General features: G+C 60.6%; 11 protein-coding genes and 1 tRNA gene. 4 read left to right on the top strand and 8 right to left on the bottom strand.

The window, feature by feature from the left end; genetic code table 11:
• Positions 1 to 535: 535 nt before the first annotated feature.
• The gene (locus HMPREF9452_RS05275; RefSeq protein WP_009141095.1) at positions 536 to 1,495 is read right to left on the bottom strand and encodes an ROK family protein; all 960 of its coding nucleotides are present in this window, start codon (positions 1,493 to 1,495) and stop codon (positions 536 to 538) included.
• A gap of 229 nt (positions 1,496 to 1,724) precedes the next feature.
• Positions 1,725 to 1,922 (bottom strand): hypothetical protein, encoded by a 198-nt coding sequence (locus HMPREF9452_RS05270; protein ID WP_009141094.1) that lies wholly within the window; start codon positions 1,920 to 1,922, stop codon positions 1,725 to 1,727.
• A 164-nt stretch (positions 1,923 to 2,086) separates the two neighbouring features.
• Here HMPREF9452_RS05270 and HMPREF9452_RS05265 point away from each other — a divergent pair, with 164 nt between their 5' ends.
• Positions 2,087 to 2,995 carry a MerR family transcriptional regulator gene (locus HMPREF9452_RS05265; RefSeq protein WP_009141093.1) on the top strand — a complete coding sequence of 303 codons (909 nt, stop codon included), beginning with the start codon at positions 2,087 to 2,089 and terminating at the stop codon, positions 2,993 to 2,995.
• A gap of 558 nt (positions 2,996 to 3,553) precedes the next feature.
• Here HMPREF9452_RS05265 and HMPREF9452_RS05260 read toward each other — a convergent pair.
• Positions 3,554 to 3,630 (bottom strand) — tRNA-Met (locus HMPREF9452_RS05260).
• 242 nt (positions 3,631 to 3,872) lie between these two features.
• Here HMPREF9452_RS05260 and HMPREF9452_RS11290 point away from each other — a divergent pair.
• On the top strand, positions 3,873 to 4,370 hold the full coding sequence (locus tag HMPREF9452_RS11290; protein WP_009141092.1) for a MarR family winged helix-turn-helix transcriptional regulator: 498 nt from the start codon (positions 3,873 to 3,875) through the stop codon (positions 4,368 to 4,370).
• A gap of 197 nt (positions 4,371 to 4,567) precedes the next feature.
• Here the strand turns inward: HMPREF9452_RS11290 and HMPREF9452_RS05250 are convergent, their stop codons facing one another.
• Positions 4,568 to 4,759: a heme exporter protein CcmD gene (locus HMPREF9452_RS05250; RefSeq protein WP_009141091.1), complete on the bottom strand. Its 192-nt coding sequence runs from the start codon at positions 4,757 to 4,759 to the stop codon at positions 4,568 to 4,570.
• A gap of 2 nt (positions 4,760 to 4,761) precedes the next feature.
• Positions 4,762 to 5,688, bottom strand: coding sequence for a cytochrome c biogenesis protein (gene ccsA, locus HMPREF9452_RS05245; protein ID WP_232205027.1), 927 nt, complete (start codon positions 5,686 to 5,688; stop codon positions 4,762 to 4,764).
• A gap of 270 nt (positions 5,689 to 5,958) precedes the next feature.
• Between ccsA and HMPREF9452_RS11285 the strand changes: the two genes are divergently transcribed.
• Together HMPREF9452_RS11285 and HMPREF9452_RS05235 are read left to right on the top strand one after the other, a co-directional pair.
• Positions 5,959 to 8,073 carry a S8 family peptidase gene (locus tag HMPREF9452_RS11285; protein ID WP_009141089.1) on the top strand — a complete coding sequence of 705 codons (2,115 nt, stop codon included), beginning with the start codon at positions 5,959 to 5,961 and terminating at the stop codon, positions 8,071 to 8,073.
• Positions 8,074 to 9,038: 965 nt separating this feature from the next.
• Positions 9,039 to 9,902, top strand: coding sequence for a PDDEXK family nuclease (locus HMPREF9452_RS05235; RefSeq protein ID WP_187116500.1), 864 nt, complete (start codon positions 9,039 to 9,041; stop codon positions 9,900 to 9,902).
• 102 nt (positions 9,903 to 10,004) lie between these two features.
• On the opposite strand, the gene HMPREF9452_RS05230 is transcribed toward HMPREF9452_RS05235, so the two are convergent.
• From HMPREF9452_RS05230 to HMPREF9452_RS05220, 3 genes are read right to left on the bottom strand one after another with little or no spacing between them, the layout of a single operon-like run.
• Positions 10,005 to 10,742 (bottom strand): heme exporter protein CcmB, encoded by a 738-nt coding sequence (locus tag HMPREF9452_RS05230; protein ID WP_009141087.1) that lies wholly within the window; start codon positions 10,740 to 10,742, stop codon positions 10,005 to 10,007.
• Positions 10,742 to 11,539, bottom strand: coding sequence for an ABC transporter ATP-binding protein (locus tag HMPREF9452_RS05225; RefSeq protein WP_009141086.1), 798 nt, complete (start codon positions 11,537 to 11,539; stop codon positions 10,742 to 10,744). The genes HMPREF9452_RS05230 and HMPREF9452_RS05225 overlap by 1 nt, the downstream gene beginning before the upstream one ends.
• The gene (locus tag HMPREF9452_RS05220) at positions 11,532 to 13,751 is read right to left on the bottom strand and encodes a heme lyase CcmF/NrfE family subunit (protein ID WP_009141085.1); all 2,220 of its coding nucleotides are present in this window, start codon (positions 13,749 to 13,751) and stop codon (positions 11,532 to 11,534) included. Before HMPREF9452_RS05220 ends, HMPREF9452_RS05225 begins: the two co-directional genes overlap by 8 nt.
• Positions 13,752 to 13,793 lie beyond the last annotated feature (42 nt).

Raw genomic sequence — 13,793 nt, 5'->3', positions numbered from 1 at the left:
AAAACTTTGGAGAAAGAAGTCGCTGACATCCGTTAGATAAAATCCACCCATATAGAACGTGCACATCCTACAGAAGGAAAGGAAAATACAATTAATTCCATAGGCAAACGGTTCCAAATTAGCGCCAAACGGTTGCTCACTGGTACCTACCAGATAATATGTTTACAACATTGTACCTGCATAAATAACAACTTGGTATTACTGGTTACATACCAGTAGATAATCATAGAGCCATCTGTAACCGTTCTCATGATATGCATATTCTTTCAGATTTATATCATTTTAATCAGTGTGGCGCATAAGGACCACGGCGACCTTCCCTGCCCTTAAAGAGGCAAATTCCGCGTTACCCCATATGGCGGCAAGCCAGCAGCATGCGGCTACGTTACACAACAAGCCCGGGCACTCACTTATAAAGGCAATGAGCACCCGGGCTTTTTCACGTAGATGGCAGCAACAATAACGACTGCGAATGAAATGTCAGTCTCAGCGTTTTACGGAGGCACCGCAGAACTTCACCGCGAAGCCAGACGCCTTAGATCATCTGCTCGCCAGCACCCGCCGCAAGCATCTGGAACGCTTGGAAGGCTGCGCCCAGAGCACCCGCGTCGTTGCCAAGCGTGGCGCGACGCAGCACGTACTTGCCGCGCGTGCCGGGGAACACGTACTCGTCCAACTTCTCTGCCAAGGGCCCCATAAGCAAATCGCCCGCATGCGACAGGCCGCCACCCACAATGACCTCCTGCGGGTCGACGGTGCTCATGATCGCCGCCAAGCCGCGCGCGAGATAATCAACCGTGATATCGCGCGCTTGGATGGCGATCTCATCGCCCGCAGCCACCTGGTCAAAAACGTCCTTGCCCTCGGTGTAGGCGCGCGTGTCGCCGGCCGCCTCATAGAGATCATTGGCGGTCTTCACAAAACCGGTGGCAGAGCAGTAGCACTCAAGGCAGTTGGTTTTTCCGCAACCGCACTGGCGGGTATCCGCCGCCATAACGGGCATGTGGCCAACCTCGCCCGCGCAGCCGTGCTGGCCGTTGAGAACCTTGCCGTCCACGATAACGCCGCCGCCCACGCCGGTGCCCAGCGTCACAAAGACAACCGTGCTGGCACGGAACGCGGAGTCGCCGCCCATCCAGGCTTCGCCCAGCGCCGCTGCGTTAGCGTCGTTGAGCAGGGTGACGGGCAGGCCCGTGCCCTCCTGCAGCAGGTGGCCCAGGGGCATGTTGTTCCAACCAAGGTTGACGGCGACTTCCACGACGTCGCCATTCACGGGGCCGGGGACACCCACGCCAATGGCTTCGATGGTCTCGCCGCGCTCGAACAGGGTCGCCATCTTGCTCTTAAGGGACTCGATGATGTCGCCCGGAATGCTCGCGCCGCCATTCTCCGTATTGGTAGGGATGGCCCAACGGTCGATGAAATTGCCAGCTTGGTCAATGATGGAGAACTTGATGGTTGTGCCGCCCAGGTCGACACCAAAAACGCGCTTCATGTTGATTCCTTCCCGAAATCCGCAGCGGAGGACCCGCCGCGGCGTGTGCACACTTGCATCATTCTATCCTCTGGAATAGGGGTTTATTGCAACGCATCTGCCGCTGGTAGCCCCCGGCTCGCAGACGCAATCGCGGTCGGGCACGCGGACGGGCGCGCAGGCAGGGTCGCAGGTGGGACCACGGATGGACTCGTACGTGGAAGGATGGGGGTTGTTGGACGCGGACCCCCTAGCCCCTGCTCTCCAGGAACCAGATGATCAGCATGAACCCGATCACGATGGCACCTATGATCAGCACCATCGCCATGAGAACGCTGCCGCAACCAAGATCGCTGTTGCTGCCGCCCGCTGCATGCGTATCGCGCCCTTGTTCCTCGTAAAAAAAGTTGTCGAACGTGCGCTTGAAAATATCGTCCCCCAAACCCATAAGACGCCCCCTTGAAGCTTCTTGAACGCGCTTGCCCGCACCAATGTGGCGCGTGCGGATATAACTTACTTATATGGTAGCTATTCGTGCGGACAAACTTTTGCGCAAGCCTTGACCCTTTCGCCGCGTCATAGCGCATACTGCCATAGCAAGGAGGTAACGCCATGATTGGGAACTTTGAGGATTACGACGCCGCTCGCCATAACGGTAGCAACGTCGACGGGGGCGGCGAGCTTCACGGCGGCGGCTACACGCCCGCGCAGCTGGCGCGCATCAGCGGAGTGAGCGTGCGGACGCTCCACCATTACGACCAGATTGGCCTGCTAGTGCCGGCGCGGCGTGAAAACGGCTACCGCGTATATCGCCCAGCGGACGTCGAGCGCCTGCAGCAGATCCTGATCTTCCGAGGCCTTGGCATTGAGCTGGCGAACATCGCGACGCTTCTGGATGCGGATGGCCGCGATCAGGCGTCCGCTATGCGCGAGCACCTCTCCGCCCTGCACCGCAGGCGCCATGAGTTAGACCAGCTTATCCTCACCGTGGAAAATACCATCGACCGATTAGAAGGGCACCGCGACATGAAGAACCAGAACAAGTTGGGCAAGCAGCAGAGCGACAGGCAGAAGTTTGAGGCCTTGAAGCAGCAAGCCGTGGACGAGAACGAGCGCGTGTACGGCCAGGAGGTTCGTGCTAGGTACGGCGACAAAACCGTGAATGCCGCCAATGAGAAGCTGTTGCAGATGGATCAGCAAGAATGGGATGACGTCAATGAGCTGGGCGAGGAGATTTTAAAGCAGCTCTCTCGCGCGATGGAGCAGGGCGACCCAGCCGATGCCGCGGCCCGGCGCCTGGCGCAGATGCACGCGACCTGGCTGCGCGCGTTTTGGCCGGACGGCATCTACTCTGCGCAGGCGCACCGCAACATGGCGGACATGTACGTAGCGGACGAGCGCTTTACCGCCTACTATGACGGACCTTGCGGAGAAGGTGCCGCTCGCTTTCTGCGCGATGCGGTGTACGCGGCGACCGACGGGGCCTCCCAACCGCAAGCCCTCCCGAGCCGCGAGGCATGATGGCCTTGGCCGGGAGCCTCGTTGCGGCATGGCTCGCACGCCCAACCTGCGCTTTGCCACGCATAGATGGCCGCTATTTGCATGAGGTTCCGGCCATTACGCATCGCTCTTTGTAATTTCATGGCCACATTCTTCTAATAGCAACACCCTTCTTGAGAGCGCCTCATCTGTTGAAAAGGTCATTGAAAGGGATATGGCCCCGCGCGTAGCACGAATGCGAAAAAGCTCGGAGACCGTTAGATCTCCGAGCTGCAAGTTCCTGATCGAAGGAGCAGGATTTGAGCCTGCAACCTCCACGTTATGAGTACGGCGAGATGCCATCGCAATCCTCAATGCGACAGCGTCGTTTTCCTGTCGCGACATTGTCGCTTTACAGCATGATTCATCACCCAAGTGACCCAACAAGTCACGCCACGCACCGGAGAAAGCGCCGTCCCGAGCCGGCTCTCGTAAAACGAAATCGGGTAGCTCGAGCGCCCATGGCCTTAACACCCAAAAGGCACCCAATCAATACGCATGAAAAAAGCTCGCCGACTAAGCCGACGAGCTGCAAGTTCTTGGTCGCGGGGGCAGGATTTGAACCTACGACCTCCGGGTTATGAGCCCGGCGAGCTACCAGACTGCTCCACCCCGCAATGTCTGGACGCACCGTGTGCGCAAGAAAGTATATTACGCAGGCTTCTCATCCAAAGCAAGAGAAATCTTGCGTGAATTAAAACCCGTGAGTGGTCTTTACATTTCCTTCATATATCCCTTAATTTGCTTAAATGTGTCAGGTTTTATCCTGTTTTCAAACCATATCGCTTCGCGCCACGCTATTATCGATAATGTTGCTAGAAAATAGCAACATTCGTAACCATCCTTTCGGAGGCCGACCTTGTCCCAGCAAACGCCAGAGAGCACTCAACAAACAAGTCGCCAAGAGCTGCTCCTTAAGCTCGCGGAGCTCCAGCGAGCCATACAGAAGTGGCACAACGCGCTGCGCCGCCAGACCGGCGACATCGCAGCCAACCCCATCACGGGCCAGGGCCGCGTGCTCTCCGTGCTCGCAGAGACCGGCGACATGCCGCAGCGCACCATGAGCTCGCGCCTGGGCATCACGCCGCAATCGCTTGGCGAGATGCTGGTCAAGCTCGAGCGTGCCGGATACATTACGCGCGAAGCCACGGGCGCCGGCGCTCACACGCTTTCCGTTTCCATAACGGATGCGGGACGCAAGCGCGTTGACAGACACGGCGACATTGATTGCTTTGATGATTTTTCGGACGAGGAGATCCAGCAGTTCGCCGATTTTGTCGATCGCGCCATCGAGGACCTTAACCGCAAGGGAGAGGAGCTCAAGGCGGCAAACGACGCCGCCGGCAACGCCAAGTAGCGGCTGCGACTGGCGGCAGTCGCGCTGAGGGGCGAAAAGCTTTAGTCAAACGCTCTTGCGCCCGGAAACCCTCCACTCAGCAGTTCATCGTCCAGATACGCTCATCGTCCACGCACTTAATATAAAAGCGCCGGCCGCGCTCCCCCACGGGGATCCGCGCGACCGGCGCTTTGCTTGTTGTTAACGCTGCTTGAGTGCTAGCGCTGGCTGTCTTTGCGGTCCTCGAGCGCCTGCTTGAGGGCTTCGATGTCTTCGCTGGTGCGCTTGGATTTACGCCACAGCGCCAGGACAAAGATGAACAAAACCAGCCAAATGCCAATGTAGGCGGCCAGCACGTAGGGGGCGGCGGGCAGTACGGTCGAGTAGACCTCGGACAAGATGGAATCCATGGCTAGTCCTCCAAAGATGCGGAATGGGCGGGGCTGGCGGTCGCGGACGCCGAGTCAAGGGCCGCAGCAGTCGAGCCGGAAGACGCGGCAGGAGCTGCGGGCGAGGCGTCGGCTACAGCGGGGGCGACAGAGCTGGCGGCGGCGCGTAGGCGTGCCAGGGCATCGTCCGCGGCAACGCGGGTAGAGCGGGCGTCCATTTCTTCCAGCTGTTCTTTAAGCTCGTCCACCACTAGCGCATCCGTATGGACGCGCAGCGCGTAACGGTACAGGGCGAACCCGATCATGAGCATGCCAAACAGGCCCAGCAAAAACGGAATGAGCATCATGGGCGGCAGGCCGCTGTCCGTGCGGAACACCACGGGGTGAATCGACGAGGGCACCATGCGCGTGATGAGGAACGAGATGGGCGCATCGATGAACGCCACAATGCCAAAGACCGCGCAGAAGCGGGCGCGGCGCTCCGGGTCCTCGATGGCGTTGCGCAGGATAAAGTAGCCAATGACCAGCAACATCAAGATGAAGTACGTGGTAAGCCGCGGCTCCCACACCCACCACACGCCCCACTCAAAGCGGGTCCACAGATCACCGGAAACCATGGTGGCGATGATAAACACCAACGTAACCTGCGCCGCGGTCTGCGAACGAAGGTCGTACTTGCGATCCTTGGTCATCAAGAACCTCACGCCGTAGTACGCCACAAAGAACATGATCGCGAACGACGCGATCGCCACCGGCACGTGCAGGTAGAAGATCTTTTGGCTCAGCAACAGCTTGGTGGTGACAACCTGCCCCGCGATCACAGTGGGCTCGGACAGAACCGCGCCCTGCACCAGCGGCGCCAGGGTAAAGGTCCATGCTACGTCGACTGCGGTAAGCAGCGCACCAAGTACCAGCAGTATTGGGACGAGCCTATCTGCCTTTGATTGCAACGTTCTCTCCCCTCTCACGTATCTCTCCCCTCTCATATATATAAGAACGTTCCCTATGGTAGCCGATTCGTCCTGCGTTGCGATACCGAAACGTGTCGAGCGTTTCGAAGACCCGCTTTGCAGGCGGCATGCCGGGTCGCAGTCGCGCCGGGTTGCACCCGCACGTCAATCCCTGTTCGCAAGGGCGCTTAAAAGGCTAATGTTGCTACAATAATCCTAATTGCACGCTGCTTTTACTTGCCTTGAGCTTGCCACTTTTAGGAGTACCGTATGAAGCAATTCACCCACATCCGCCTCCTTGCGACCGCCGCGCTCGCCCTGAGCATTGGCCTGGCGCCGCTCTCCGCGCGCGCGGACAACGGAGGCACCGGCGCGGCAGCCGCAGCCCCCTCAACCGCTGCCTCAGCCGCTGCAGGCCAGGCATCCACCTCGCCCGAGACCGACGGCGTCATCGTTACGCTGACAAACACAGCGGAACGCGAACTGCAGTCCCTGGGCGACGGGCGCGCAAACGGCGACATCTCCATGCTCGACTCCTCGTCCACATTCCAAGAGCTTGACCAAGCAGGCCTGAACGTGACCCAGCAGATCACCACCGCCGACGGCGACATCGCCCTTGAAGTGCAGCCAGAGCAGGGAGTCTCTGACCAGGAGGCGCTTGAAGACGCCCTTGAGCTGGACAGCGTTGAATCCGCCCAGCTCAACTACGTGTACAACCTCATCGAGCCCGTGATCGACGAGCCGCTGGCCTCTGCCGCAAGCACCGACGCCGCCCGCGCCGCGACGTCCGCCAGCGAGGTGTCCACCTTGGCCGTCGACCAAATGCCCAACGATCCCTGGGCCAAGAACTCTAATCCGGACGAGGACCCCAACCAGTACTACCTGTACTCGTCCCACTTTGTCGAGGCGTGGAACATGGCCAAGGCGGACGCCGATGTCACCGTCGCCGTGCTGGACTCCGGCGTGATGCTGAACCATGACGACCTCAAGGCGAACGTCCTAACCTCGCTTGCATGGGACTCTTACTACAACAAGGCCCTTACCGGTGACGGCGACAACGTGGGTCACGGCACGCACGTCGCGGGCATCATCGCCGCGACCGCCAACAACTCCATCGGCATCGCCGGCGGTTCTTACAACGCGAAAATCCTGCCCGTCAAGGTCTTTAGCGACGACGCCTCGCCCAAGTCCAACACCACCGCGATCATCTCCGCGTACCAGTACATCATGACGCTGGTGAGCTCCGGCGCCGTTGACAACCTGCACGTTATCAATATGAGCCTGGGCTACTACGGCAGCGACATCAACGACCGCCTGCTTGAGGAAACCATCCGCACCGCCCGCAACGACTACCGCATCGCCACCGTGTGCGCCGCCGGCAACGGCAACAAGGTCGACACCGCCTATACCGAGAACATCTACCCCGCGGACTTTGAGGAGTGCATCGCCGTTACGGCCCTCACCCCCACCGGTTCAAACGTGGCGTTCTCGGACTACAACAAGGCCAAGGACATCTCCGCACCCGGCGCATCCATCTGGTCTACCTACCCGCGCGACACCACCATCGGCAACGTCAAGTACGGCAAGTACAACCGCATGACCGGCACGTCCATGGCGTCGCCCATGGTCTCTGCCGCCGCCGCGCTGATGTTTGCCCAAAACCCGGACGCCACCGTTGACCAGGTATGCCAGGCCCTCTACGCCACCGCCGAGCCCGTGGTGGACGCCGAAAACGACCGAAGCGAACTGAGCGGTAGCCACGGCGCCCTCAACGTCGCGGCCGCCCTGGTCGAGCTGCAAAATATCATCGACGCCGCCCAGTTCCCCGACGTCAAGCCGGACGACTGGTTCTACGACGCCGTGCTCGACATCACCCGCCGCGGCATCATGCACGGCTACGACGACGGCACCGGCACCTTTGGTCCCAACAACGACCTCCTGCGCGAGCAGGCCGCCGCCGTGTTCTACAACTACCTGGGCAAGAGCGACACCTCTGCACCACGCGCCCCTCACAAAGACGTCCTGGACGACTGGTACACCGTCGGCGTCAACTGGGCATATGACAAGGGTTACATCAACGGTTTCTCGGACGAGGTCTTTGGCGTTGGCCAGCCCCTTACGCGCGAGCAACTGTGCTGCATCTTCGCCAACATCCTCGCTTCTGAGGACGAGGTGGAAAACGTCGACATGACCAAGTTCGAAGCCATGCCTGATGCGGACAAGACCAGCTCGTGGGCGCGCAAGTCCGTCGCCTGGTGCATCAACAAAGAGCTTATCAACGGCGTCGACGTCGATGGCGGGCGCCAGATCCAACCCGACGTCAACTGCTCGCGCGGCATGATGGCCGCCCTGCTCTCGAGCGCGATCAAGTTTGGCCTGATCTAGCACGCACTTCGGGCCCCGCGCCCGGACCCCGCGCCCGGACCACGCGTTCAAGCCACGCGGAACATAGCTTCACGTGAGAAGGAGGGGCCTTGCACCCCTCCTTCTCTGCTATTCGCCCCTTCTCGCGTCCGCGCGCACTCCCAGTATGGGCTCCTCGTCGGCCGCACGCGGGCCACTGCTGAAAACGCGGTCCGGTTGGACTTGGCGTTCTGCTGAAAACGGGCTCCAGTTGGACTTGGCGTTCTGCTGAAAACGGGCTCCAGTTTACCTCCGACGCTAAAAATGACCTCCAGTTAAACTTGGCGCCGCCGGGAGCCTGGTGCTCCGGGCTCCTATCCAGCGCTTTTTCTCACGACCCCTCGGGGCCTTCCGAGCCCAAGTCCAACTGGACCGCATTTTCAGCATCGTCAAGTCCAACTGGACCCAAAAAGTAGATGACGGATGCAAACGGAGCCTGTTTTCAGCAGAGACCCCAAGTCAAACCGGAGGCCAAAAACAGCGCGCGGGCAAGACCGCAGACAGGACCGCGCCAAAACGCAAGTAAAACCACGCGGCAAGCCCCACCAAGCCGCACGGACCCGGCCACCGCCCTTAAAAAACCGGGCAACCCCCAGCGCAACTCGCAGCACTCGCGCCCCTACCAGCGCTTGATAGATTCCTGTAATACTTTTGAAAGACAGCGTTCCACTTTTCTTCTTCCGGCCCCCTACCCACCCACTTGCATGCGCTACGGTATGTGCATGGATATTTGTGTAAGCGACATAACGGAACTTGAATGCCTTCGCGCCCTCGCCGCGCCAGGAACAGCCGGGTCTGTCCAATCAAAGGAGACTCAGCTGTCCATACCCGCTGGCAACACGTACGGACCCACGGCAATCAAGCGAATCAGGAGCTGCGGTGCCACATCGCCCCGCCTGCATATCGTTCTTCCAAAGGATGCAAAGCGGCCGCATATCAAAAATATCGTGTTCCATCGATACGTCGAACCCAAAGGGGTTGAGCAATTCATCGATTTCGGTGCGGGCGTAACAGGGCTTTCCATAGAGCACTTCTACGTCTCCATATGCAGCAGGCTTACGTTCATCCAACGATTGCAGTTGGGATTTGAGCTTTGCGGCTGGTACGCCATTGTTCCAAATCCAAAATATGAGGACGAGGTACAGCAGGGAAAAACGGCCTTCAAGACCGTCGCAGCACCTAGATCTCCGCTGACCACGGTCGAAAAGCTCACCAACTTTGCCCAGGCAAACCGTCACATCCGCGGGGCGGGCATCGCGCTCAAGGCACTCCGGTACGTCGCTGACAACGCCCGATCTCCCGAGGAGGCAAAGATGGCAATCGTCATGCGCCTCCCCTATCGCTTGGGAGGATACAATCGAGGCCCCCTACACATGGATTACCTTGTAGACGGAACAAGCGGCCTGCGCCGTTGCGACGTGTACCTTGAGATTGGAAAAGTCGACGTTGAATATGGCAGCACGCTCCACCACGCCTCCGCAAAAGCGATGCAAGAAGATTCCCGGCGAACCAACGAACTCGAGGCCCTTGGCGTCAGCGTCGTAAACATCACAAGTAAAGAGCTGAGAGACCCCAAGCTCTTCCATATCGCGATGATGCGCTTGGCGCGGATCCAAGGGCGCCCCATTCATATCCAAATCGATGATTTCGAAGCGCGCCGAACCAGCCTGTGGAACGCCCTCTTTCCTAAACCTGCGACAACCAAAGCAACGGACGAGAACTCTACGGACGAGAACTCTACGGACGAGAAGCCCTCTAATGAGAGTGCGGATGCCTCGGAAACAGAAGAGGCCCGGGACGAGAAGCGCTAGAAAAAACGGCGCCGCCCGAAAGGGACAACGCCGTATCAAACCAAGCACAACAGAGCGCCAACCGCACCAACAGTCCTCGCGCCCGCAGCACCCGCAATGCCCTTACGCGTCCAACGCGAACTCGTACAGGCCCCAAGCAGCCGCGATCATGATCACGTCGTACGCCGCGGCCATGCCGCACGAGCTCCAAAACGTTCCAAACGTGCCCTCGACCCCCATAAACGCCACGGTAGTCGCAGAGACGCACGCATAGAGCAGCGGAAACGCCACGGGAATGAACAGAATCGCCAGCAACACGTCGCGCCCACGCGTATCGATGGTCATGGTCGAGAGCAGCGTGCCCACGCCTGCCACGCCCACCGTGCCCACCAGCAGCGGCAGCGCGATCATGGGCGTAGTGGCCGCCAGCTGCGCACCGGACAAGAAGAACAAAAAGAACAGCGGGATTACCACAACCTCGACCGCGACCAAGAACAGCAGGTTGCTGGTCGCCTTGGCCAGAAACACCACCGCACGGTCCACGGGCGCCAGCAAAATGCCCTCCAGGCAGCCCGATTCCGTCTCATGGCTAAAGCTGCGGTTCAGCCCCAGCAGGCTGGTAAAGATGATGAGCGCCCACAGCAGGCCTCCGGCGAAGGAGACCACCTGCAGCTTATCGCCCACCTGCGCCAGCGCCGCGCCGTAGATGGTCAATACCAGCAGCGCGTAGACCACCATGGACGTAAGCATCTCGCGCGTGCGCAGTTCCTGCCTCACGTCTTTCATGAGCAGGGCCTTGTATTGGACAAACTTGCTTTGCGCCTGCTTTTTCTGGACGAGTTTTTTCTGCACGCGCGCCATCACGCCACCCCCACGCCAACAGTCGCCAGATACAGGTCGCGAAACGCCGCGGCGTCAATCTGAGCGCGCTCGGCGCACACCACCACCTGGCCCCGAGCCAAAATGAGCGCGTGGGTGCACATCTCATAACCCTTCTGCAGGTCATGGCTCACCATCACAAAGGTGCGCCCGTCGCGAACACGGTCGATAAGCTGGTCGAACAGCTCCGCCGCGTGAGGATCCAAGCCGGAATACGGCTCATCCAAAAGCACCAGGTCGGGATCGTTCACCAGCGCGCGAGCGATGGACAGCCTCTGCTGCATGCCGCGCGAAAAGGTGCGCACGGGGTCGTTGCGGCGATGGTCCAGCTCAACCAAGCGCAGCAACTCGTCGATGCGCGCGCAATCCGGCCCGCCCGGGTACAGCGAGCTAAAGAACTCCAGGTTCTCCCGCGCGGTCAAATCCCCGTACAGCATGGACTTGTGCGAGATCAGCCCAACGCGCGAGCGCAGCGCGTCCGGCTCCTCCAAAGCGTCGACTCCCAGCATGGTAAGCGACCCGCGCGTGGGCCGGGAGAGCAGCGCCAGCATGCGCAGCAGCGTGGTCTTGCCCGCGCCGTTGGGACCAAAGATCGACAAGAACGCCCCCGCAGGCAGTTGCAAATCAACGCCGTCCAGGCCGCGGCGCGACCCAAACTGCTTCACCAGGCCGCGCGCGTCGATCGCCAACTCGCTGCCACCGGAAGCCCCCAAAGCCCCGGCACCAGGCACAGCACCAGCCACGGCACCAGACACGGTACCAGCCCCGGCACTAGCCACGGTGCTTCGCCCCCTTTGCCTTTTTGGACGAGGACCGGCCGCGGCCCGCCTTGCCCGCCGCGCGCCCGGCACCCTCAGCGGCAGCGCGTTCATCCGCAGCCAGCAGCGGCGTGGCACGGCGCGGGGCGAACGCCAGGATGATGCCCACGATAGAGATGCCGGCGCCAATCCAGTTGAGCATGATCAACGGGTTGATCTTCACGTTGATGGAAAGCGTGCCGTCCGCGTTAAGGCCCTGGAACGCCACAAACAGGTCTTCCAGCGGAAAGCTCAGCACGCCGGCGTGCAGGGTCTGCTGGCCGGAGTTGGTGGCGCTCACCTCCATGGAGGGCGCAAGCGTGCCCAGCTCGCGGCCGGTCGCGGCATCGGTCACAGAGAGCTGTACTTCCTTAAACATGTCGGACGCGGAATCCGTGTACTCGCGCGTGCCCGTCACGGTGAGCACGTAGGAGCCCACCTGGCCGCCCTGGCCCTGGTCCGCGGACAGATTAAGCGTCTGCTCCTGCACGTACATGGAAGATCCCACCAGGCCAACCAGCACAACCGCGACGCCAAGATGGGTCAGGTACCCGCCAGCCTGCGCGGGCGAGTGGCGGAACAGCTGGGCAAGCGCCACAACGGGGTTCTCGCCCTTGTTGCGCATGCGGACGGAGACGCCACGAACAAGCAGGTAAGCGCTACTGGTAAGCAGCAGCGACGCCGTGGCAAACGCGAGCACGGTCAGGGCGAAGTAGTACACCTTGGGGCCCTGCTCGGTCAGCGCGGTGGCGGCAGCACCGCCCGCGGTGACGATGGCATCGTACTCAGGGACAAACTTGGTGACGAACAAGAACATCAGCCCCGCAAACACCACCGCGCCCGCGATTGCAGGCACGCGCATGTTGCGAGCGAAGGCGGCGCCATCGGTCTTGCGCCAGCCAAGCATGGGGCACACGGCCATAAGCAGGCAGAACAGCGTTCCCACCGGACGGGCGACCGCGTTGAAGGCGCCCGCCGCGATCACGCTGCCGCCCAGGGGCATCCACGTGGGCAGCGCGCTGGAGACCGTAAGGTAGGCCACCAGCACGGCGGATACGCACATCACCAGGTTGGTGATGTAGTACGAGCCGTTCTTGGAGAGCAGCGACTCGATCTCATCGTCCTCCACAATCTGACCGTGGCGATACAGGATGCCGATAAGGAACGCCATGCCCGCCGCAACCATGATGGCGAGGAAGAAATACGTGGAGACGGGGTCCTCCGCAAAGGCGTGGACGGACTGCACAAGACCGGAACGAGTGATGAAGGTGCCCAGAACAACAAAGATGAACGTGATGGTGGCGCTGAACATGCTCCAGCGCTTGAAGCAGCCGCGCTTGCGGTACAGGGTGAAGCTGTGGATCATGGCCACGCCGGTGAGCCAGCTCATGAGGCTCGCGTTCTCCACGGCGTCCCACGCCCAGAAGCCGCCCCAGCCCAGCACCACGTAGGCCCACACGGCGCCCAGCGCCATGCCAATGGTGAGGAAGATGAAGCTGAACACGGCGATGCGGTCGCACAGCTCGACCCAGCGGGCGGACATGTCGCCGCAAATAAGGGCCGCCATGGCGTAGGCGAACGGCAGGGTCATGCCGGCGTAGCCTATAAAGGTCGCGGGCGGATGCAAGATCATGGCCCAATGCATCAACAGCGGGTTCATGCCGCCAATGGTGCCGGCAAGGGTGCCGTCGGCGTTGAGGAACTCCGGCGCGGTCGCCATGAAGGGATTGTTGGAATCGGAGAACACCAGGGTCGCCGCGAACAGCGCCACGATGATCTGCGCCACGCCCAGGGCGGCGTTGGAGAGGTCGTCCGTCACGCGCATGCGACGCCATGCGACCACGCTGGTAAAGACGGAGATGAGCCAGGTCCACAGCAGAAGCGATCCCTGGCGACCCGCCCACACGGCGGATACCTCGTACAGGGGCTTGAGTGCGCTATCCGTATTGGGATAGTTGCTCACCACGTACGCCAGGCTAAAGTTGCTGGTCACAAAGCACACCAGAATGATGACGATGCACAACGTGAGGGCGATGGTGGTGCCAAACACCATAAGGTAGCCGGCGTTGATCAGCGACTCGCGGCGGCCGCTCTCAAGCCCGCGAGCCTTGGTGGCGCCAATCAGCACCGCAGCGCTTAGCAGCGACAGCACCATCGCAAAGACTTGCAGCCCGTTACCAAGGGTTGGAATCATACGCGTATCTCCTTTGGGATTGATAATACGTTGGCGTGCACA

This window comes from Collinsella tanakaei YIT 12063, assembly GCF_000225705.1.
In the GTDB taxonomy this organism is placed as follows: Bacteria; Actinomycetota; Coriobacteriia; order Coriobacteriales; family Coriobacteriaceae; genus Collinsella; species Collinsella tanakaei.
This window is presented reverse-complemented; position numbering and strand designations above follow the sequence as displayed.